The sequence below is a fragment of the Bacteroides cellulosilyticus genome (genome assembly GCF_020091405.1).
Lineage (GTDB): Bacteria > Bacteroidota > Bacteroidia > Bacteroidales > Bacteroidaceae > Bacteroides.
Genome location: NZ_CP081903.1, coordinates 3851773 through 3874726 on the forward strand (window position 1 = coordinate 3851773; position 22954 = coordinate 3874726).

Consider the following 22954-nt stretch of genomic DNA (forward strand, 5'->3'; position numbering starts at 1 on the left):
ATAACAATAACTAGAATCAATATTTTGTGATAACAATATCTAATTTTGAAAAGTATGTTCTTCCTCAGATTTTGATGCGTGGTGAAGACTATTATGAATCCGATGCTGTATTGGAAATCGAAGAGGAATCTCCGGGAGAATGGATTGCAACGGTTTGCGGTACGGAGAATTATGAGGTAACTGTATCGATGGAAGGGAATGAGATTATTGCTTGGGAGTGTGATTGTCCTTACGATGGAAACATTTGTAAACATGTGGTGGCTACGCTTCTGGCAATTCGTGACAGTCGAAATAAAGTAGCCCGTTTCTTGTCAGCTAAAGAAGCTGATTCTCAAGTAAGCATACCGGAAAAGAATGCGGCTAAAATGGTGATGGATGAAGAAGTGGAGCAGATTCTTTTATTTGCAGAGCCGGATAAGTTATCCGATTTTGTTCTGAAATATGCTTCTTCACATTCTGATTTTAAATCAGCGCTGCTTGAAACGTTTTTGCCGAAGAAACCGGTAGCCAAACTCTCAGTGGACTATCAAATGGAGATTGAAAAGTGTTTTAACTCTGCATATAAAAATGGCCCCAAGCGAGGAAGGTATTATGAGCCTGAGATTGACTGGGATGAGGTATCCGGTAAAGTAGATGGATATCTGGCTAAAGCAACTCTGTTGCTTCAACGGCAGGATTTGGAAGAGGCGGCGACAATTGCACTCCAGATACTTCGCTCTATAGGGAATAATTATATTGAAGAAGATTTTCTGTATAATGATGACGACATTGATTTTGAAATCAGTTGTGAAGATGCCGGAGATTTATTGCTCGAAATAGTTAAGCATTCGGGTGCATCACAGGTCTTGAAGGAGAATATATTGAATGAAGCCACCAAAATATCCAAAATGGTGACATATCGTGAATATGAACTTTATGACATGGATGAACTGGTGCAGCAGATTATGCTTTCGGTACAATCCAAGGAAGAGGCTTTGTTAAGTATAAACCATCTTATAGAGGAGAGGAAAGAACACCGGGAACTTTATAAATTAGTACTTCGGAAGGTAGAAATATTGGAAGAGCTGGGTAAGACGGTTGAGGCTGAAGCTACGCTTTCTGAATTCTTGTATTTACCTGAAATAAGAAGACGGGAAGCTGAAAAATTACTGGATGGGAAATGTTATGAGAAGGCTATCAGTATGCTGAATGAGGGGATAGTGATAGCTGAAAAGGCAGGCGAGTATGGTATATTAAGAGAGTGGCGGGAACAATTGCTTTCCATTTATGAAGAAGTGCATGATATCACCAAGGTTATTGAGATGTGTCGATTATTATTTATTCATACGAATGGAAGTCTGGATTATTACCATAAGCTTAAATCGTTGATATCTTCCACGGATTGGAAGGAGTATTTGAGCACATTGTTGCAGGAAACCACCTTCTTTGATTACTGGGGTAGTGGAAATACTAAAGCGGAGATTTATATAGAAGAAAAAGAGTATGATAAATTATTCAGCTTTTTATCTACTGTGGAATACAGGCGTTTGGACGCTCTTGTGCAGTATGCTTCCCATCTGAATGCCACCCATTCCTCTGAAATACTTTCTCTGTTTACGGATGATCTTCGCGTTTATGCGGAGAAAAATCTGGGAAGAAGTCATTATGAGTATATAGCCCGGGTGCTGCGGGGTATGCGGAAATTGAATGGCGGGAAGAAGGCTGTGAAGCAATTGGTGGAAGAATTCAGGGTTTTGTATAAACGTCGTCCGGCGATGATGCAGGAGTTGGGGGAATTCTAGATTTAAGTTGTTGTAATTTTACGTTTGTCGGGGGTGCTGGTGCACCCCCTTGGCGCTGGTCGACCCGACCGATGAGTTTGAAAGAAGAGTAGAGCATGACACAGTTTATTTTACGCCTCCCCTGTGCAGGATTATAATACAAAAGTCCCTGCTTATTATAATTCCCCAGCTGAAGAGAAGATAAATGTGACAGTTGAAGGCGGAGGCTTTTTTAAGACAACGGTTTATGGGCGTCGATTTTTCATTTTTTCCACATCAGGCGAACAGGCTTTTTATCCGGCAGTCGGTTATCGATATGGTGGTAATGGGCAAGTCTATCGAGTGGTGCTGGCAGAGGACATGCTTTTCCGGTGCGTTGCGTAAAAGAAACGCCTTGATGAGTAAATACCGTTTTTTGAAATCGCCACACCAACATCTTCCGTCTATAATCCACGGACAGCCAATATTGACGTTTTAATATATCCGACAAAAAAGAACGCTCAATCAATGCCTTTTCCATCTGATTTTCTTTTGCAAATGCATCTAATTCTCGTTTTACAACCCGCTCCGGAAGCCCGATGCGACGACCAGATTCTTCAAAGTCAGTTCTACTCACTTGATGTGTATCCGAAAGTTTCATACCTTCGCGGAATAGACCTTTGTCAAGGGCGAAAATACGGGGCTCTACTAAATGTAGGGAAGTGTTTATCAAATCGTAAGCCGGAGAAAGACGATACTCCTCGTCTTTATTAATCAGCGAAAAATTCTTTAGATGAGCATCGTCATTGAGAGTGATAAAGTTAAACACTACCAGACGGAAGAAACGGGCTACATCAATGGGAGCCGCTTTGACATACCGGCGAATTATTTCGGCACAGTCTTCGTAACTGGCATTACAATATTTATAATCGCTTCCACCATGTGCTTTGGTATATCCCAGCAACGCTGCAAAATCTTCCTGCTGATACTTTCCGCTGGAATGTATGTCAAAACGGCGAGTAATGTCATCCTACACTCTGAATTCTCCGGATTTACTACCGTGTTTTCTTCCTTTTCGAAAAGAAATGAATCAAACTTTTGATGCGGTTGTTCTGATTAGGAATAACTAACTTCAAGCTGTGCATCAATTAACTTCCTACAGTGCAATAATTAATTTTCTTTCATGCAAGAAATTAGTAGGTTGCTTATGTCCATCCAATGGGATGTTTATAATAAACCTATTGGATGTCTATAACCAACCAATGGGATGCTTATAGACATCTTACTAATTTCTTGCATGAAAGAAAATTAATTGATGGAGCGAAGAGAATTAATTCAGGCATCGCTTGAAGTTAGTAACGCTTAGGTACGCAAACTAATCATGCGAATCAGAAGTTGAAACAGATTCATAACCGCCCGGTAAATGTTCATTTCGGTAATCACCTATAAATATGGTGTAGCGATGGATCTGAAACAGATTGCGAAAAGGATCAGCCGACTTTCCGGTGTGAGTGAAGGTGTGGTGAATTCTGTGTTGAAAGATTTCCGCACGGAGTTGAAAGAAGAGTTGCTTTGGGGACGGTCGGTGAACATTGACGGACTGGGATATTTTTATCTTGCTGCCCGTAGCAAGGGGACGGAGACGGCAGAGGTGTTTACGGCGAATGATATCACCGGTTTGCGTGTCTGTTTTCGTGCCAATAAGGAAATCCGTATTACGGCTAACGGAAGCATCCGCTCCGAAGGACTTAGCCTCAAAGATGTGGATCGCATCAATGATGAACTTCCGACCGAAGAAAGCGGTGGCGGTTCGTCGTCAGGTGAAGGTGGACTGGATGAAAATCCACTTGGATAGGTTCTAAAGCCAAGGGCTTTAAGAATTAAAGAATTAAGAATTAAACAATTGTATTTATGAAGAAGTCTGTTTGGAAGAAAATTCTGAGAGTGGTGATGGCTATTGTTTCGGCCGCACTGGGAGCACTGGGAGGCGGCGCGATGAAATGATGACGAGGACGTAAAGGCCGAGTCAAACTAAGAGAAAGGGAAGTGTCGGAATTCAGGCACTTCCCTTTACTTTTACGGCTTTTGCCGTGAACTGAAGTCCCCCTGTGTAAATGATGAATAAAAATGTACGAGAAAAACCCCGTCACTTATTGTGTTTTCTCTCGAATAACTTTACCTTTGTTTCATTAACTCAAAACCGGTAAGTCATGAAATACAAATTATTAGTTCTTGATGTAGACGGAACTCTGCTCGATAGTGAAAAGAAAATCAGTAAGCGCACGCTGGCCGCCTTGTTGAAGGTGCAACAGATGGGCGTGCGTATCGTGCTGGCTTCCGGCAGACCGACGTATGGCCTTATGCCTATTGCCAAAACTTTGGAATTGGGCAATTACGGAGGCTTCATCCTCTCCTATAATGGTGGGCAGATTATCAATGCCCAAAATGGCGAACTCCTGTTTGAGCGCCGGATAAACCCCGAAATGTTGCCTTATCTTGAAAAGAAATCCCGCAAAAACGGATTTGCCATCTTTACTTATCACGAAGATACCCTTATCACCGATACACCTGAAAATGAGCACATACGTCAGGAAGCAGAACTGAATGGACTGAAGATTGTGACGGAAACGGAGTTCTCGATAGCGGTGGACTTTGCCCCATGCAAGTGCATGCTGGTCAGCGATGACGAAGAAGCGCTGGTGGGCTTGGAAAATCACTGGCGCCGGAGATTGAACGGAGCGCTGGACGTATTTCGTTCGGAACCCTATTTCCTCGAAGTGGTGCCTTGTTCCATTGATAAATCCAATACGCTGGGCGCTTTGCTTGAGAAACTGGGTGTTAGTTCGGAAGAAGTCATCGCCATTGGCGACGGAGTTTGCGATGTCTCCATGATACAATCCGCCGGGTTGGGCATTGCCATGGGAAACGCGCAAGACTCTGTAAAGGTTTGTGCCGACCGGATTACCGCATCCAATGACGAAGACGGAGTGGCTGAGGCGGTAGAGAAGGCCATCCTTGCCGAAATCCGCCCCGCCGACGTACCCTTGGAACAACTCAACCAGCGTGCACGCCATGCTCTGATGGGAAATCTGGGCATACAATACACTTATGCTTCCGAAGATAGGGTAGAGGCCACCATGCCCGTGGACGAACGCACCCGCCAACCTTTCGGCATTCTGCACGGAGGTGCTAGCCTGGCACTGGCGGAGACGGTTGCCGGACTGGGTTCGATGATACTTTGCAAGCCGGACGAAATAGTAGTCGGCATGCAAGTCAGCGGAAACCATATTTCTTCGGCTCACGAAGGAGACACGGTAAGAGCGGTGGCGACTATTGTGCATAAAGGCCGTTCCTCACACGTCTGGAATGTAGATGTGTTCACCTCGACGGCTAAACTGGTGTCTTCGGTGCGCGTGGTGAATAGCATATTGAAAAAGGGATGATTGAACATGAATTGGACAACGGGCCGCAAGAACAACCCGTTGAACCCGTGAAGAAAAACAATACCCGGAAAATAGTAAAAAGAACTTTCACTATTGCCGGACTGGCATTGGCGGCATATTTCCTATACTCCATGGTTCATCTGTTCGTTTCGCCCGACCGCAATATCCAGCAAATCTATTTGGTGCCAGAAGATGCCGTCTTCATCATCCAGTCGTCGGCCCCGGTTGACGATTGGGGAAAGTTCAGCATGAGCGCCACGTGGCAATGCCTGAAGCGGGCGAAAGCCTTCGAGGACGTCACCCGGAATGTGGAAACGCTCGACACCGTGGTCCGAAGCAATAAAATGTTGTTATCGCTTGTGGGCAAACGGGATATGCTCATCTCGATCCATAAAGTCCGTGCCCGCGATTGGGATTTTCTGATTGTGCTGGACATGCAAAAAGCCTCCAAGATGGACTTGTTGAAGGATCAGCTTGAAATGGTGCTCACCATGGCGGGCAGTTCCGTAACCAACCGGATGCACAACGGGATTAACATCCTCGAAATGCGCGATCCGGATACGCGCGATATTTTTTATTGCGCCTTCGTGGACAACCATTTTGTAGGTTCCTATACCTCCAAACTTGTAGAGTCGGCCATCGACTCACGCAACAAGCCCAAAATCGGTCTTGATCATTCTTTTATCGAAGCCGAAAAACTGGTGTCCGGCAAAGGACTTGTCCGCGTTTTTATCAATTATGCACGCCTGCCCCAATTCCTGAATATTTATCTGGGAACCGGAAACGAGTACATCAATATGTTCAGCAATTCCATGGATTTTGCCGGACTCTATTTCAATACCGACCACAAACGGATGGAGGTGAAAGGGTATACCTTGCGGAAAGACACCGCCGATCCGTACATCATGGCCTTGCTGAACTCGGGTAAGCACCGGATGAAAGCCCACGAAATCTTGTCCGGCAGGACGGCACTCTATACCAACATCGGTTTCAGCAATCCGGTGACATTTGTAAAAGAACTGGAGAATGCACTTGCGATCCACGACCCGCAATGGTGCGAATCTTATAGGAGTTCCCGGAAGAAGATTGAAAGCCTGTTCGACATCTCTCTGGAAGAAAACTTCCTGAGCTGGATGTCAGGAGAATTTGCCATCACCCAATCCGAGCCGGGGCTGTTGGGGCACGATCCGGAATTGATTCTGGCCATCGGCACCAAAAGCATTAAGGATGCCCGTAAGAATATGGAGTTTATAGAAAAGAAGATTAGGCGGCGCACCCCGCTCCGGATAAAGACGGTTGATTATAAGGGATTTGAAATCAACTATGTGGAAATGAAAGGCTTCTTCCGTTTGTTCTTCGGAGGGCTGTTTGACAAGTTCGAAAAACCCTATTACACGTACGTGGACGATTATGTGGTGTTTAGCAACAAAGCCTCGTCTCTGCTCTCATTTGTAGAAGATTACGATCAGAAGAACCTGTTGAAGGATAATCCGGGCTTTAAAAATGCCTTCTCGTACCTGAATTCGAGCTCTACCGTTTTCTTATATACGGATGTACATAAGTTTTATTACCAGTTGAAGCCTATGATGAATGCCGTTACGTGGGGAGAGATACAATCGGACAAGGACATTGTCTACTCATTTCCCTATTGGACCATGCAGATTACGGGAGACGGCCAGTCCGCCTCGTTGCAATGCGTGATGGACTATAAACCTTATCAACCAGAAGAAACGGCCGTAGCGGTGGTAGTCGACGACGAAGCCGACGAAGTAATGAACGAAGATGCCGAAACGGAGAAGGAGCAAATGAGTGAGTTGCAATGCTTCTATGTTGAGAAATTTGAGGGCAACGTCTTGCGGGAGTTTTATCCCGAAGGAGCGTTGAAGAGTGAAGCGGAAGTGAAAGAAGGAAAACGTCACGGACGCTATCGCGAATATTATGAGAACGGCAAATTGAAACTCCGCGGAAAATACGGAAATAATATACCCAAGGGCACATGGAAGTACTATACAGAGGAGGGAGAGTTTGAACGGAAAGAGAAGTTTTAAAAAAGAGAAAAACAATGCTTGCATATACCTATATTGAACATGGAAAATTTGAACTTATAGAAAAACCGAAACCCGGGTTGAAAGATCCCTGCGACGCCATTGTCCGCGTGACGCTCGGTAGCATCTGCACCAGCGATCTGCACATCAAGCACGGTAGCGTGCCGCGTGCCTTGCCTGGAACTACGGTGGGGCACGAAATGGTAGGCATCGTGGAGCAAGTGGATGCAGACGTTACTTCCGTCAGGCCCGGCGACAGGGTTACGGTGAACGTAGAAACCTTTTGTGGCGAATGCTTCTTTTGCCGACACGGATATGTGAACAATTGCTCCGATGCCAATGGCGGTTGGGCACTGGGCTGCCGCATCGACGGAGGTCAGGCCGAGTACGTCCGCGTGCCTTATGCCGACCAGGGACTGAACCGCATTCCGGATGCGGTGAGTGACGAACAAGCGCTCTTTGTGGGCGACGTGCTTGCCACGGGTTTTTGGGCGGCTCGCATATCGGAGATTACCGAAGAAGACACGGTGCTCATCATCGGCGCCGGCCCTACCGGAATCTGCACCCTGCTTTGCGTGATGCTCAAGCGCCCTCGTCGCATCATTGTTTGCGAGACGGCGCCCGAGAGAATCCGTTTTATGCAGGAGCATTATCCGGACGTACTGGTGGTGAAGCCAGAGGATTGCCGGGAGATTGTGTTGCGGAATAGCGATCATGGCGGAGCCGACGTCGTGCTCGAAGTGGCAGGAACCGACGAAACCTTCCGTTTGGCGTGGGAGTGTGCACGTCCCAATGCTATTGTCACCGTGGTGGCCCTCTACGACTGCCCCCAGGTGCTTCCCTTGCCCGATATGTACGGAAAAAATCTGACCTTCAAGACCGGTGGCGTGGACGGGTGCGATTGCGCCGAGATACTTCGCCTGATCGAAGAAGGTAAGATAGACACCACGCCGCTTATCACACATCGCTTCCCGTTGTATGAGATTGAGGAGGCTTACCGGATTTTTGAAAACAAACTGGACGGGGTGATGAAAGTTGCGGTGTCTGAAAGAGAAGAGTAAGAATTTGGAACGGAAAAGAAAGGAATGAAGTTACGAGCTACAGGCTACAAGCTACAAGTGCCTTTCGGAACATAGCGCAGCTACTTGTAGCTTGTAGCCTGTAGCTCGTAACTGATTCATAACCATATTAAAAAGAATACAGCCTTATGCCCATTATTGAAGTATCCTCCTTGTCGTACCCCGGAATCGAGGTATTCTCCACCCTCACCGAGGCCCAGTTGCGCAACCGCATCGAGCCCGATAAAGGCCTGTTCATAGCCGAAAGCCCGAAGGTGATCCGTGTAGCATTGGATGCTGGATATGAACCTCTGGCCCTCTTGTGCGAGCAAAAACACATCACCGGTGATGCCGCTGACATCATCAGTCGTTGCGGCGACGTGCCCGTCTATACGGGCGGGCGGGAGTTGCTCGCCACGCTGACGGGCTATGTTCTGACGCGCGGAGTGTTGTGTGCCATGCGTCGCCCCGTGCTCCGCACGGTGGAAGACACGTGTCGGGATGCCCGGCGCATCGTCGTCATCGATGGTGTGGTGGACACTACGAACATTGGTGCCATTTTTCGTTCGGCGGCCGCCCTCGGAATGGATGCCGTGTTGCTGACGCGTAACTCTTGCGATCCGTTGAACCGCCGTGCGGTCAGGGTGTCCATGGGTTCGGTCTTTTTGATCCCCTGGACGTGGCTGGACGGCACTCTCAGTGATCTGGCCCGCCACGGCTTCCGCACCGCCGCCATGGCACTTACGGACGATTCTATCTCCATTGTCGATCCTGTCTTGACGTCCGAACCCCGGCTGGCCATCGTGATGGGGACGGAGGGAGAGGGGCTTCCATCCGATACGATTGCGGCGGCGGACTATGTAGTCCGTATCCCGATGGCGCATGGGGTTGATTCGCTCAATGTGGCGGCAGCGGCGGCCGTGGCATTCTGGCAACTTCGTATTGCGGATTAAAACTACTATTGTTTTAATTTCGATGAGTATCATATAGGTAGCTAATAATTAGCAATCTGAAGATTTTTCGTATGACACTTTCTTTTTTGCTATTTTCGGTAGCTTGAGAGTGGCTCAAAGAGCGGGTAGTCTGTCACGGAAGTGTGAGAAAGGAATGAGTGTGAGGTGATAAAGTGATAAAACTTTTTTCAACCCATTATATAATAAACAAAAATATATTCTTTTGCATATTATATGATGGGTTGCTACATTACAATTAATATTTTTTCTTTTCGTCTTTATTTAACTCTTCGTATATATTCATTCTTGATGGCGGTGAAATTTTCTTTTACCTGATTGTATTCGGCTTCTTGCTTCTCTTCCAATTCAAGATCTAATGCATATATTTCGCTCGTTATTTTATTGTCTAATTTTGTTTTTTCAGCTTGGGTCAATATATTGTTGAATCGGGAAAATAATTTCACTTTCAGATCCAATAGTCTTTTTTCGAACCGTTCAAGGTCATATTTCAGGTTGTAATCAAGATAGGTATTGGAAATATGTTTCTTTTCACCTTCTTCATTATACTCAATTACTTTCTCTTTTTTCTTCACCGCATTGAAAAGGGATGAAACGGACTCATCAAAATCCTGAAGGATAAAATCTATCCATTTATTATATATATTAATTTTGAAGCGCGAAACGTTGACATTCTCGGGCAAAGGATAGAATAATAATATGAAATTCATCTGCGTTTGAGGTAAAAGTTGCTGTCCCTCACCTGCGTAGTTTACGGGTATATTTTCGTAGCACATAAACTCGCCCTCATGGATAAACCCCTCTCCATCCACCAATAAAACTTCATTAGAGGCGAATGTCCAATTCTCATGTCCTCCGATGTTTTTTATGTTTAGGACCAATTTATCAGCAGTAAATTTGGATTTAGTTTTGCTATTTCCCATCGTTAACTGGGCTGGACAATCTTGATAGTATTTTTTTTCTTTAATATAACGACAGTTCTTGTTACATTTTATCTCGACGTTTCTCTCGAATGAGAGGATGGTATAGATAAAGCCTTCATTTTCTTTTGGAATATTAATCTTGCTCATATAATATATTTTAGTGTTTTAATTTGTAAATTGTTGGTGATTAGCTAGCATGTCTATTTGCCGATGCAGAAAATGTTTTGTATCATTTTTGACTTGTAATAAATTGATATTTAATATATTATGTTTTTATGAAATGCTTCGGGGGACAAACTGGGGACAAAAATTTGCTATCCAAAAGATAAAAAGAGCAAATATAAGGTCTATCCCTTGATGTTTTTTAGGCCAATTTTTTTGTCCTTCGGAAAGAAAAACAATCCTGTTCTCATCATACGATGATATTCGAAGCACACTGCAAATATAATAAAGTTTAGTCTGTTTTTTGTATATCTCTTCAAGTTCTAAACTAAACGGCTTTTATAAGCTCCCAAAGCCATACCTATTTTTCTTTTGGCCAGCAAAATTGTTAAAGGGACATCACTTTGTCCTTCCAACTCTATCTCTTTTTCACCAGTCGTTGTTTGGGCTATGTGCTTTGGCGGTATATCCTTTGTTTTACCTTTCCCTGTTTTAGCCTTTTTCTTACTTTCTCCATTATTCCGCATATCCCCTTCGGGCTACCTGATGTGAATTGTGTGGCAAAGGTGCTTGTCATGTCTCTCTTGTCTGCAAGGTCATAGCCTTTGAGTTCACAACCAAATCTTCACCTTCTGATATGCAAATAAAACAGCTGGTAATATAGAATTGCGTAGATGCTTATGTACAACCTCTGTTTTTGCAAGTACACCGAATGTAGGGATAAATGCAAGTTGTTGTATCTCATTGTTTTGCATATACGTGTTGTACTGCATCTTTTCAGCCTTTTGCAAAATATCTGCTATCCGATACAACGCACTGAGTGATAGGGAGTTTTCGCATAGATGTTACAGAATCTTTGTTGAATCCAAAGATTGTGGCTTTCTTGGAATTTCTTTGGTATCATTATGTTTTTTGTGTGAATGTTGCACCTCAAAAAGTAGACACTGGAAGGTAGAAAAAAGATAGAGATTGGTTATCTTCGTAAGTGGATAAAGGAAGCGCCCTGTAGAGAGGGGGTAGCCCGAACGAAAGGGCGCTTCCTTAGCCCGTTTTGATTACCCCTGTCATCTACCGGAAAGGAGAAACTTTTATGGCAAAACATTTGAATCCATTGGAAAAAGAGTTCTTGATACGTAAGTTCAAGAGCAATTCCTTGATTAAGTTAAGTGACTTCTGTACAGTCAACAACATCTCTGACACAGCCTTCAAAAAATGGATAAGGCAGTATGATGAAGGTGGCTTAGAAGGTCTTGCGCGTGCTGACGCAGAGCTAAAGGGTGTTCTTCCTGAGGGTCTCAACCCTACGGAAGAAGCCTATAAGCGGGAGATTCTGCGACTCCGCATAGAGAACGAGCGTTTAAAAAAAAATTATGTGGTACGTCAGACCGAGGATGGGCAAACGGAGTATGTTCGTTTAAAGCCGAAGAATTTAAAATAGTCGATATGTTGTCAAGAGACTTTGCGATAGCGGATATCTGCCCCATGATGGGTGTGAGCCGTGCCGGCTATTATAAATGGAAGAGGCGTGAACCTTCTATGCGTGACATCACTAGGGAAGCGATGGTCGAAATCGTCGAACAGATCCATACGGAGCATCCGTCACATGGATACCGTTGGACGGCTGCTTATATACGTCATAATCTCAACCTCATTCTCAGTGACAACTTCGTCTATAAGTGCTTCCGATATCTTGGAATACAGTCTGAAACCTGCCACAAGGTGCATTATAAGCCTCGCAAGGTACGTGATCGATATCCTAATCTGATATTTTCCACATGGGATACGGTCGACCGTCCCCGCCAGGTGATAGTATCTGACATGACTGTACTTAAGTTCTGGATATTCTATTTTGAGCTGACTTTCTACTTTGACGTATTCACTAAAGAGATATTGTCCTGGAAGTTGGCCGAGCGTAGGGGCGCCCGTGAACAATATGTGGATGGATTGAAAGAGGTAGTGACCCTGTTGAAGGGCTCTTCCGAGTCTGTTGTACTTCATACGGATCAAGGCAGTGTTTATTCATCAATGGCTTATAATGACCTTATAAAAGATACTGTGATAGTAAGGTCTATGTCACGTGCCGGGAAACCCACAGACAATCCCGTAAATGAGGCTCTTAATGGATGGATAAAAGAGGAACTGATGATAGACTACCGAATTGACAATTGTCGTTCGCGCGATCAGGTAAGAACTGTTTTAGAGAACTACATGGAATACTACAATAAGCAGCGCCCCTGTTTTGCTATTGGGTATGATACTCCCGTAGGCTATCGGAAGAGATATTACAAAGGTGAATTAGACAGAAAAGACACTTTTTCTAAGAGGGAACTATCCGAATTACCGAAATTTGTACAGAAGAGGAAAAATCATGCTGATAATCAAAAGGTTGAATAAGATGTCTACTTTTAAAAAGAAAAACTTGTGAAAATAGATGAGAATGTCTACTTTCGCAAAAGAGAAATTAAGAAAAAGTGTAGTATTGACTACTTTTAAAAATAGTATTAACTAAAGATTATTTTTAGTGTCTACTTTATTGAGCTGGTACAGAAAAGATATGATTCGTTGGAAAAAGTGTGCTATTAAAGGTGGTATTCGCTAGAAAAAATGTGTGTTCTATGGCATATTCGCTGAAAAAAATGTAACTTTACAACCGAAAGAATAAGATTTAATTATGCTTAAGAGAAAAATAGAAACATTTTTAGTCAAGTGGAAGAAGTCTGAAGACAGAAAGCCACTTGTGATAAAAGGCATCCGCCAATGTGGGAAGACATATATTGTCCAAAAATTCGCAAAGGAGAACTACGAGAGTGTGGTTTATATGAACTTCATTCTCGAACCCGACAAGAAGTCTGCTTTTACTGGCAATATAGATGTTGATACTATCATTCTCAACCTCTCTGCTTTGATTCAAGGCAGTCGTTTCATCAATGGGAAAACGTGCATTATCCTTGATGAGATTCAGGAATGTAAGGAGGCAAGGACAGCCTTGAAGTCATTTCATATAGACGGTCGCTTTGATGTCATTGCCACAGGCTCTCTTTTAGGCGTGAAAGGATACGGTAAGAGTAAGAAGAAAAAGGAAGAGGAGGAAGGGCAAGATTCTGTTCCCGTAGGATATGAGACCGTGATTGATATGTATCCATTGGACTTTGAGGAATTTTTATGGGCAAACGGAATTAGCGATATGGTTATTGATTCCGTCAAATCCTGTTTTGAGAACGAAAGTACTGTTCCTGATGGGATTCATAAGGCAATGATGGAACTGTTGTACAGATATGTCATTGTCGGCGGTCTCCCGGAAGTAGTGAACTGTTTCCTTGAAACTAAGAATATTGAGCTTATATATAAGGTGCAGCGCAACCTTATAGCTGAATACGAAGAGGATATGGTTAAATATGCGGATGATCCAAACAAACCTCGTATCCGCGAATGTTTTGAGTCTATCCCAAAACAATTAGCTAAAGAGAACAAGAAATTCCAGTATTCTGTAGTCAAGAAAGGTGGACGGGCCTCACAATATAGAGGTAGCATTCAATGGTTGGAGGATGCAGGAATAGTGCGTAGATGCTATAACACGCAGATTACGGAACTGCCGTTAGAGGGTAATTCCATCAAAGACAGTTTCAAGGTGTACACCACAGATATAGGTATCCTTGTGGCAATGTTGGATTATGGTACTCAGGCAGATATTTTAAAGGGTAATCTTTTGGGATACAAGGGAGCAATCTTCGAGAATCTCATGGCTGATTTTTTATGTAAGTCCGGGCAAAAGTTATATTATTTTCATAAGGATAGCGGCCTTGAGTTGGACTTCTTGGTAAGATTCAAGAGTGAATGCGTTATACTTGAAGTAAAGGCAAAGACCGGTAAGGCAAAAAGCATGACTACGGTTCTTAAGAACAAGGATGTATATCATGTCAACAACGCAATCAAGCTCGGCCAATACAATGTAGGACGTGAGGAGGATATATTGACCATTCCGTTGTACATGGGATTCCTTGTTGAAGACAAACTTGCGGACGTTATCATTCCTGATGTTGATGTGAGTCTATTGACTACTATTTAATTTTATAGATTATGGCAAAACAGATATTAGTTGGAATCAAAAAACAGAGTTTGAATGAGGTGGCTCACTACCTTATGATATACTTCCCATACAATGAGGAGATGTGTAGCTATGCCAATGATTGGCTTGGTGAACTATATGAAAACAAATATCCTTTGGTTTCTAAAGGGATGTGGTCAGGCATAATTGATTTGAAAACTCATAAACTTCTTGATTGGAAGCCGGAATATGGAGATTTATATTTTCAAGCCAAGGTATGTGATAGCGGAACCTATATCTTGCTTGACAAAGACAAAAAGGTGATATGTAAAATTGCAGATTATGTACCCAATGGTTTAATTCCGGAGGCGGCTGATTGTGGGGATTATATCCGTCTAAGAATCAAGCATGACGGTATGATAGAAAATTGGATCGAGAAGCCGGACTTTTCCGATTTTATAGAAGATTCTGAAACCGTTGAGAAAATTGATACGAGCATTAAAGAAGAACCCATACTTGATACCAAAGTAGAGTTCACTTATAGCCAGCTGATGGCAAATTTGCTTCGTCTTCCTAAATACTTACAGATGGAGATAGGTAAAGCGTTGATTGCTAATGCGTCAGAAGGGTTTGAAGAGGATGAATGAGTAATTGGGCAGAAATAAACATAGGTGAAAATTCCCAATATGTATGATTATTTGTAAAATAAAGTAAAGTATAACATCATGATACAAAGCGTTAATAAATATCATATCTACGAGATTCTTTCATCGGATGGTAATTTTTACTATACCATTCCAAAGTATCAACGTGAATACACGTGGAGTTATCGTGAATGGGAAGCTCTTTACGATGACATCAGTGAAAACAACGATGAGTATTTCATAGGGTCTATCATATGCATTCCTTTGGGAGATGCCATCAATCCTTTTTTGGAGGTGATAGATGGTCAGCAGCGACTGACCACCATAAGCCTATTCCTAACTGCTATCTACACTCGCTTAAAGGAACATGTAGACTATTTGAGCGAGGATGACGGCGACGTGCTGCCGTCATTAAGGAAGTCGCTGAAAAGCAAAAATTCTCCGAACGAAATGAAATTGGTACCACAGGTGCAGAACTTCAATAAGGATGACTATGATTACCTATTGAACGAGGTGGGTTTGCGAAAAGCTACTGCACCAAAGCACGCTTATTACCCCATGAGAAAAATTGCTCGCTGCTACACCTATTTCTTAAAGCGTCTCGATAAAGAGATGGAGGGTATGGATGGTGATAATGCTGTCTATTTCTTGTTAGGCAAGTATAATAAAGTGAAGCAAGCTATGCTGGTTAAGATAGAGGTTTCTACTCATTCTGACGCTTACGTGTTGTTCGAATCACTGAATAACCGAGGAACACCATTGACTGCGATCGATCTGATGAAGAATCTTATTATGGCACGGGCGGAGAGTAACAATCTGACTATTGATGACTGCTTCAACCGTTGGCAGATGTTGCTCAGCAACCTATCCGATGACTATGGGATACAGGAACGTTTTTTTCGTCACTATTATAATGCCTTCAAACATCGTTTGAATGAGCCTTTCCAAAGTAATAACGACCGCAAGAAAGACCCATTGGGTGTCGTGGCCACTCGCTCTAATTTGCTAAATATATTCGAGAACCTTATTAATAAAGATTTACTATCTTTTCTTGATGATATTTTGCATTGTGGACAAATTTATTCTTGGCTCATTCTACAAGATTCTGCAGAAACGACCTATCGTAAAGCTCTGGAAGACCTCGACCATATCCAAGGTGCACCTTCTTATCTTCTTCTCATGTACTTGATGAGGAATAAGAAAGAACTTGCTATTACGGAGAATCAAATCAATCTGTTCACCAGATTACTTTCCAAGTATTTTGTTCGCAGAAATATTACGGACTATCCGAATACACGTGATTTGACGCGGATTTTTATGGATATTATCAGTAAAATAGAGGAGTCGAACTCTGTTGGAAACGATGTAATGACACTGATTGTAGATATGCTGAGTACACCTGCCAATTGTGCTTCAGATGAACAATTTCGCCGCAGTTTGGAGGGCGATGTATATAAAGATAATGTAGGTGCAACGCGCTACATACTTTGTAAACTCGCAGAGTCTGCCATGACACAGGAGACATGGACTGATTTATGGAGGCGCACTGATAAAAAGGTGTTCGTATGGACTATCGAACACATATTCCCCGAAGGGGAAAATATTCCACAATGTTGGGTGGATATGATTGCTAATGGCGATAAGAATTTGGCCCAAAAGTATCTGGAGGAATACACCCACAAAATTGGAAACCTTACCATTACGGGCTATAATAGTACACTTGGCAATAAGTCATTTGAAGAAAAACGCGACCGAAAGAATAAGGACGGAAAACGCTTTATAGGTTATAAGAACGGGCTTGAAATAAATCGTGAGATAGCTACTAAAAATATATGGACGATTGAGGATATTAAGGCTCGTACCACTGACTTGGTAAATAAGTTGATAGAAATCTATGAATTTCCAGGGAAATAGACGACTCATAGTTGTAAAATATCATAAAATGTACGGTAGTGTAAAATAAAGCTTGGCGCAGTTTTCGATTAGTATTTACACCCATACTGATATAATATCAAATATTTGTACCAACTTTGTACCCGAAAAGGTACAAAGAGATTCTACGTCATCAAACTGAATAACATTTAAAAGTATAAAATTCTATGGATATATTAAGTCTTACCAAAGTAACATCATTGTTCATACTAACTTTAATAGAAAGAGACGATGGACAAAAGAAACAAATTTTGGAGACGCCAACAAATGGCTCGTGTGTTTAAGGCTCGCATGATTCTTTATGCCGCTTATGGTCATTGCATTATTCGTGAGGATGGAAGCTATTATGAACATCCTCATTGGTTTGAATTGGCAAAAGACAAATGGGCACAAGTTTACAAAACTACAGGTACTCCGTGTGGCTGTTGGATGTGCAGAGGATTTGAATATGACCGCAAGGAGTATAAAAAAGAGACTCGGCGGATTATTCGGGAATCAATGGAGTAGGCTAAATGATCAGAAGCTGAATCTGTGTTTTATTGCATAGATTCAGTTTTTATTATGTGGGGCATATAGGCGGCTACATGGATTTTCTCGGAAAGTGATGTAGGATATGGAATTTATTTGCTAATTTTGCGCCGATTTTGAAACGATATAAAAACTAACAATGCAGAGAAATAGAATGAACATATTATCGAAGGTCACAATTTTGGGTAATAAACGTCCTGAATCTGTGTTGAGTGTTCATGTCTTTGGCATTGAACCTTGTGTTGTAAATACTTTCCAACGAAGAACATAGCATGGTGTAGTTTATTCTACTCTGATTGAAAATATAAACTGAATAGTTGGAGAGTCTTTACCAAACTTTCCAACTATTTTGTTTTATACCCATTTGTGACAGTTACCTAACGATGCTTTTCTGTCATTTCCGTCTGATGGGTGATTGGCAAACGATTATTAACGTGCAGTGATGCACATAAATTGAGAAGAGATGAATTATAAATTTGATGGCAGCAAGGTATTCTTTACATCTGATACCCACTTTTATCACGGAAATATCATTCGTTTCTGCAACAGACCTTTTAATGATGTGGAAATGATGAATGAAACGATTATCTCCAATTGGAATAATACAGTTGGCTTGGACGATATTGTTTTTCACTTGGGTGATTTCTGTCTTGGCGGTTCAGCCGAATGGACTAAAATACTTGATAGATTGAACGGCAAGATATATCTGATTCTTGGCAACCACGATTTGAAGAACTTGAGACAGGGTTATGTCGATAGATTTGAGCATTTGGCTATGCAGATGCACATAGAGGTGAACAAGCAGAAGATATATTTGAATCACTATCCGTTTCTATGCTTTGATGGCGGATATAAAGATGTATGGCAACTGTTCGGTCATGTGCATACAAGGAATAATAACACCGGAATTGATGCCACACGACTTCAACACCTCTATCCGACACAGTATGATGTCGGGGTTGATAACAACAACTTTATGCCGGTTTCATTTGCACAGGTGAAGACAATCATTGAAAAACAGATTAAACAATCAAAAATGAAAGAGTAATGAAGATACAATATATGAGCGATTTACATCTGGAGTTCGGGGAGAATAGCAGATATTTAAAGCATAATGAATTACCTGTTACCGGTGATATGCTGGTTTTGGCTGGAGATATATTCTATCTTGATAGGATTGCTCCTATGGTGAAATTTTGGAAATGGGCTTCAGATAATTACAAGCAGGTTCTGATAGTTCCAGGTAATCATGAATATTACAATTATTCAGACGTGATGGAACGAGGGCTGCAATGGAAGTGGATGTTCCGGAAGAATGTAGGGTACTATCAGAATCAAGTAATCCGTATCGATGATACCGACTTTGTTCTGAGTACGCTATGGTCGCGGATTAACCCGAATGACAAGTATTTCGTGTGGAAAGGTATGAACGACTTTCGCCAAATCAAGTTTGACGGAAAATTACTACAGGTGGAGGAATTCAATTGGATGCACGAAATCTGTATGGATTTTATCCAGAAAAGCGTCGAAGAGAGTACGGCGAATCATATTGTGGTGGTTACTCATCATTTGCCTACTTTTAAGGTGGTTGTGCCACAACACAAGAACTCCGTACAGAACAGTGCATTTGCCAGCGAATATGGGGATTGGATTGCCTACAGCCGAATAAATGCTTGGATTTATGGACACTCGCATAGCAATATCGACACAGAGATTGGTAGCACTAGGGTAATCTGTAACCAGGTGGGATATGTTTTTGCGAATGAGCACCTTGTAAATGGATTTAATCCGGAAAAGTATGTTGAAATTTAATAAACATAAAGCAATGAATGCAAGAATAATAGATAGAAAATTCTTTGTCGATTTGGCGAAGGAGGTTGGCTTGAACGCTTCGCATATAGAAGCAATGGGTGAAATGCGCCATTGTGAAATCATCGTTAGTGGCAATATGCTGAAACGTCTGGTTGAAATTCAGCGTCAGTTCGAGCGACTTGCCATAATGGGGGATGATGAGCATCGTGGTTTCTACATAGAGGTGCCACGCCCTACTCCTGAGGAGTGGGGTGATATTGAGGAACTAATTGCTTCGGGAGAGTATCAAAGCAAAGAAGCGTTCTTTGCGGACTGGCTCGCATTCAATCCAACGGAAACGCAGTGGTTTCATGTTGCTTCTTATAGATACGAAGAGTTCCGGTCGATTCGCGTTACAGACCGAAAACATACGCATTTCGTTATTACGAATCGCTCCTCTTGTGCCGACGGAGAATCAGATAACGCATGGTATTGTGATTCCCTTGCCCGATTCTTCGACTATTTGCAGAGGCTGGTTGATGTTCTTGTTGCAAATCCCGATGGGTTCAACGACTATGTGGCGCACAATCTGCCGTACCAGCAACGGACTGGGCGGATTGCACGAAAGGAACTCAATCGGATAGCACCGGAGTTCAAAATTGAGGTGGAAGATCGGGAGACTGCTATAAAGGCTTTGGAGGATTCAGTGGAGGAACATTCCAGACCTCATCTGAAGACTATGACCACCCGGCAATATTGTATGTATTACCGCATCGCTAACGAGGTGTATGAAGCATACTACCGGAAACGAGGTGTTGGAAATCGTATCTACAAAGAACAGCCGAATGTTCCGGAAGAGCTGCGAGATATAGCCTACTACACGCGAGTAAAGTTCGTAGATGTAGATAGACTATACGACATTGACAGCCCAGAGGATTTTATACGGTTTGCAACAGACCATTATAGCGAGCTGGGACTTTCGCGCCTGAATGTCATTGCATCGAAGGTGTCGCAGCAGGGTTGGATGATAGTTGTCTCTAATAGCTATTCGGCAAATGTCGGATTGGCCATTGAGGTTGCCACTGCTTTATATAAGACCGGAGTACCGCTGCTGATTCACGATGCCGAAAAACTCTTGAGGATTCTGCGTGAAGAAGGTTATGTGCGGCTGATTCCCAATTCGTATCATAACTATATGGGCTATCAGGAGGAAGATACTGTTTACGAACTGCCGTGGGAATACGAATGTTCGGACGATGGTGAATCGGTGTTGACTTTGGAGCAATACAATTCGATTGTTTCTCTTGCAGAATGGCAGGATGAAAAGTTGGTGAATCCAGTCGCTTGACGCTTAAATTGAGGAGGTTGGCTCTTGCCTTAATCATAGTCATTGACAAAGGCTAAGAGTCGACCTCTTCAAAACTTGGTGGAGAAATCTGTATTTGCATAGCCATGTCTTTTAATCTTGCGATTTTTTATCTGCAATACATCATTAAATAGATAAAAAGTAATATCTTTGCATATTATATGATGAGTTGAATATGACTAAAAATACAATGGGGACTAAGTTGCCCCGGAAATTAGAACAAAAGATGGCGGTTGTGGGAGAACAGATTAAACTAGCTCGCTTACGCAGGAATTTGAGTGTGGTTCAGGTGGCGGAACGTGCTACCTGTTCTCCGTTGACCGTGTCCCGAATAGAAAAAGGTGCACCGACAGTTGCAATCGGAATCTATTTGCGAGTGCTGTATGCTTTACAGCTTGATGATGATATTCTGTGGCTGGCCAAAGAAGATAAATTGGGGAAAACATTGCAGGATTTGAGTCTGAAGACTAGGGAACGTGCCTCAAAAAAGGAATAAACGATGAAAACATTATATGTATATGCCGATTTTGATTGGCTTAAGGAAACAGAAATTGTTGGCGAGTTAGGCTATGAATCTCTTCGTGGTTCGGACAGTTATTGCTTTACCTTCAGCGATGAATGGTTGAAAAAACACGGAGATTTGTTTTTGAGTGATGACCTGAATAATTATCCGGGACAGCAATATACGCAACCGGAGAAAGATATATTCGGATGTTTCTCGGATTCATTGCCGGATCGTTGGGGACGAACATTGTTGTTGCGACGTGAGCAGATTACTGCGATGGAAGAGAAACGACTGGTACGGAGACTGTCTTCTTTCGATTTTTTGACCGGTATCGATGATTTTTCCCGAATGGGTGCTTTCCGTTTCAAGGAGTCAAAAGACGGGGGATTTATAAATGTAAGTGAGTCGTTGAAAATTCCACCTCTGACTGATATAAGGGAGTTGATTGCAGCCAGTGCGGAAATCGAGAAAAGCGAAGAGGGGAATGTCCTGCCTGATAAGAAATGGGTTGCCCAACTCGTGCAACCGGGTTCTTCATTAGGTGGAGCAAGACCCAAAGCCAGTGTGATTGACACGGATAAAACGCTTTATGTCGCCAAGTTCCCTTCTCGCAAGGATGATTACGATGCCGGACTTTGGGAGCATTTCAGCCATCTTCTTGCGATAAATGCCGGTATAAATGCCGCGAAAACCAAAGTACTGGCAACAGGTGAGAAATATCACACCTTGCTTTCGCAACGCTTTGACAGAACCCAAGAAGGGAAACGGATTCACTTTGCTTCTGCCATGACTTTATTAGGACTCAATGACGGCGACAACGCAACTACGGGACACGGTTATCTGGATATAGTCGATTTCATAATCCAGAACTGTACGAATGTGGAAGATAATCTGCAGGAACTCTATCGCCGTGCAGCTTTCAATATCTGCATCGGCAATAGCGATGACCATTTCCGCAATCACGGTTTTCTTTTGACTGCAAAAGGTTGGACACTTTCTCCTGCATACGATATGAATCCTACTCTGAATGAATATCAAAGTCTGCTTATTTCATCCACTTCCAACAAAGCTGACTTAAACATTTTGCTTGATGCTTGCGAAGATTATATGCTTAACCGAAAAGCTGCAAAGAAAATTATTTCTGAGGTAATTGGAGCCATAAAAGAGTGGCGAGAATTGGCGACAAGATTAGGGATTTCCAAGAGAGATATGGATATGTTTGCCGGAGTGTTGAATAAACGATGTAAGGAATAACTGTTTCTGCGTGCCAAATTACCAAGCAAAAATGCGCTAAATTGCCAATTAGAATGAGGTATAGGGTTGATTTTGTATGTGATTGAGTAATAAGACAGGATTGAGGTATTATGCTGCACAAACATTATGTTCGTGCAGCATAATATTTTTGATAAGGTGAAATTCATTGATGGAATAGATAAAAACGACACATGTGTTCTTTTTGCATAGCTTTATGACAACTGTAGCCATTCCTTTAAATGATGTTTTTGTCGCTTATATACTTGGCTATATGGGGAATTTGATGTATTTTTGTTTGCAATTTAACGAGGATAATTTAAATACTAATGTCGAATAATCAACAAATAATGCTGAATAGAATAAAAGTGGTACTTGCAGAAAAGCAAAGAACCAATAGATGGTTGGCAGAGCAAATGGGTAAGTCCGAGAATACAATTTCAAGATGGTGTTCCAATAAGTCACAACCATCCCTTGATATGTTGGTTAAAGTTGCAGAATTACTTAATGTTGACCCTCGTCAACTCATAAATGGTAAAATAAAAATTTAG

Annotated in this window: 21 protein-coding genes and 1 pseudogene; 19 read left to right on the plus strand and 3 right to left on the minus strand. The window is 42.5% G+C overall.

Annotated elements, in window-relative coordinates; all coding sequences use genetic code 11:
- Positions 1 to 26: 26 nt before the first annotated feature.
- Positions 27 to 1781, plus strand: a complete 1755-nt coding sequence (locus K6V21_RS14105; protein ID WP_224319002.1) for an SWIM zinc finger domain-containing protein — start codon at positions 27 to 29, stop codon at positions 1779 to 1781.
- A 241-nt stretch (positions 1782 to 2022) separates the two neighbouring features.
- Here K6V21_RS14105 and K6V21_RS14110 read toward each other — a convergent pair whose 3' ends face one another.
- Positions 2023 to 2763 carry a HipA domain-containing protein gene (locus K6V21_RS14110; RefSeq protein ID WP_224322045.1) on the minus strand — a complete coding sequence of 247 codons (741 nt, stop codon included), beginning with the start codon at positions 2761 to 2763 and terminating at the stop codon, positions 2023 to 2025.
- Positions 2764 to 3162: 399 nt separating this feature from the next.
- Between K6V21_RS14110 and K6V21_RS14115 the strand changes: the two genes are divergently transcribed.
- From K6V21_RS14115 to K6V21_RS14140, 6 genes are all read left to right on the plus strand, one after another.
- Positions 3163 to 3594, plus strand: a complete 432-nt coding sequence (locus K6V21_RS14115; RefSeq protein ID WP_224319003.1) for an HU family DNA-binding protein — start codon at positions 3163 to 3165, stop codon at positions 3592 to 3594.
- A gap of 56 nt (positions 3595 to 3650) precedes the next feature.
- Complete coding sequence (locus tag K6V21_RS14120; protein WP_217713909.1) at positions 3651 to 3743, plus strand: smalltalk protein; 93 nt, start codon at positions 3651 to 3653, stop codon at positions 3741 to 3743.
- Positions 3744 to 3949: 206 nt separating this feature from the next.
- The gene (locus K6V21_RS14125) at positions 3950 to 5182 is read left to right on the plus strand and encodes a Cof-type HAD-IIB family hydrolase (RefSeq protein WP_217713908.1); all 1233 of its coding nucleotides are present in this window, start codon (positions 3950 to 3952) and stop codon (positions 5180 to 5182) included.
- Positions 5179 to 7230 carry a toxin-antitoxin system YwqK family antitoxin gene (locus K6V21_RS14130; RefSeq protein ID WP_224319004.1) on the plus strand — a complete coding sequence of 684 codons (2052 nt, stop codon included), beginning with the start codon at positions 5179 to 5181 and terminating at the stop codon, positions 7228 to 7230. Before K6V21_RS14125 ends, K6V21_RS14130 begins: the two co-directional genes overlap by 4 nt.
- Positions 7231 to 7244: 14 nt before the next feature.
- On the plus strand, positions 7245 to 8288 hold the full coding sequence (locus tag K6V21_RS14135; protein WP_224319005.1) for an alcohol dehydrogenase: 1044 nt from the start codon (positions 7245 to 7247) through the stop codon (positions 8286 to 8288).
- 146 nt (positions 8289 to 8434) lie between these two features.
- Positions 8435 to 9238, plus strand: coding sequence for a TrmH family RNA methyltransferase (locus K6V21_RS14140; RefSeq protein ID WP_224319006.1), 804 nt, complete (start codon positions 8435 to 8437; stop codon positions 9236 to 9238).
- Between the two features lie 278 nt (positions 9239 to 9516).
- Here the strand turns inward: K6V21_RS14140 and K6V21_RS14145 are convergent, their stop codons facing one another.
- Together K6V21_RS14145 and K6V21_RS14150 are read right to left on the minus strand one after the other, a co-directional pair.
- Positions 9517 to 10326 carry a hypothetical protein gene (locus K6V21_RS14145; protein ID WP_224319007.1) on the minus strand — a complete coding sequence of 270 codons (810 nt, stop codon included), beginning with the start codon at positions 10324 to 10326 and terminating at the stop codon, positions 9517 to 9519.
- Between the two features lie 338 nt (positions 10327 to 10664).
- A complete protein-coding gene (locus K6V21_RS14150; protein ID WP_224319008.1) occupies positions 10665 to 10868 on the minus strand; it encodes a hypothetical protein in 204 nt (67 codons plus the stop codon).
- A 563-nt stretch (positions 10869 to 11431) separates the two neighbouring features.
- Between K6V21_RS14150 and K6V21_RS14155 the strand changes: the two genes are divergently transcribed.
- From K6V21_RS14155 to K6V21_RS14210, 12 genes and pseudogenes are all read left to right on the plus strand, one after another.
- Positions 11432 to 11779 (plus strand): hypothetical protein, encoded by a 348-nt coding sequence (locus K6V21_RS14155; protein ID WP_224319009.1) that lies wholly within the window; start codon positions 11432 to 11434, stop codon positions 11777 to 11779.
- Positions 11752 to 12735: pseudogene (locus tag K6V21_RS14160) on the plus strand (IS3 family transposase); the annotation flags it as partial. The gene K6V21_RS14155 and the pseudogene K6V21_RS14160, both read left to right, overlap by 28 nt.
- Positions 12736 to 13012: 277 nt before the next feature.
- On the plus strand, positions 13013 to 14407 hold the full coding sequence (locus K6V21_RS14165) for an ATP-binding protein (RefSeq protein WP_224319010.1): 1395 nt from the start codon (positions 13013 to 13015) through the stop codon (positions 14405 to 14407).
- A gap of 11 nt (positions 14408 to 14418) precedes the next feature.
- Positions 14419 to 15033: a hypothetical protein gene (locus K6V21_RS14170; RefSeq protein ID WP_224319011.1), complete on the plus strand. Its 615-nt coding sequence runs from the start codon at positions 14419 to 14421 to the stop codon at positions 15031 to 15033.
- 78 nt (positions 15034 to 15111) lie between these two features.
- Entirely contained in the window at positions 15112 to 16944 is a 1833-nt protein-coding gene (locus tag K6V21_RS14175; protein ID WP_224319012.1) for a DUF262 domain-containing protein, read from the plus strand.
- Positions 16945 to 17193: 249 nt separating this feature from the next.
- Complete coding sequence (locus tag K6V21_RS14180) at positions 17194 to 17469, plus strand: hypothetical protein (protein WP_224319013.1); 276 nt, start codon at positions 17194 to 17196, stop codon at positions 17467 to 17469.
- A 484-nt stretch (positions 17470 to 17953) separates the two neighbouring features.
- The gene (locus K6V21_RS14185) at positions 17954 to 18538 is read left to right on the plus strand and encodes a metallophosphoesterase (protein ID WP_224319014.1); all 585 of its coding nucleotides are present in this window, start codon (positions 17954 to 17956) and stop codon (positions 18536 to 18538) included.
- Positions 18538 to 19302 (plus strand): metallophosphoesterase, encoded by a 765-nt coding sequence (locus K6V21_RS14190; protein WP_224319015.1) that lies wholly within the window; start codon positions 18538 to 18540, stop codon positions 19300 to 19302. Before K6V21_RS14185 ends, K6V21_RS14190 begins: the two co-directional genes overlap by 1 nt.
- Before the next feature lie 13 nt (positions 19303 to 19315).
- Complete coding sequence (locus tag K6V21_RS14195; protein ID WP_224319016.1) at positions 19316 to 20629, plus strand: hypothetical protein; 1314 nt, start codon at positions 19316 to 19318, stop codon at positions 20627 to 20629.
- 193 nt (positions 20630 to 20822) lie between these two features.
- Positions 20823 to 21143, plus strand: coding sequence for a helix-turn-helix domain-containing protein (locus K6V21_RS14200; protein ID WP_224319017.1), 321 nt, complete (start codon positions 20823 to 20825; stop codon positions 21141 to 21143).
- A 3-nt stretch (positions 21144 to 21146) separates the two neighbouring features.
- Positions 21147 to 22406: a type II toxin-antitoxin system HipA family toxin gene (locus K6V21_RS14205; protein WP_224319018.1), complete on the plus strand. Its 1260-nt coding sequence runs from the start codon at positions 21147 to 21149 to the stop codon at positions 22404 to 22406.
- 326 nt (positions 22407 to 22732) lie between these two features.
- The gene (locus K6V21_RS14210) at positions 22733 to 22954 is read left to right on the plus strand and encodes a helix-turn-helix domain-containing protein (protein ID WP_224319019.1); all 222 of its coding nucleotides are present in this window, start codon (positions 22733 to 22735) and stop codon (positions 22952 to 22954) included.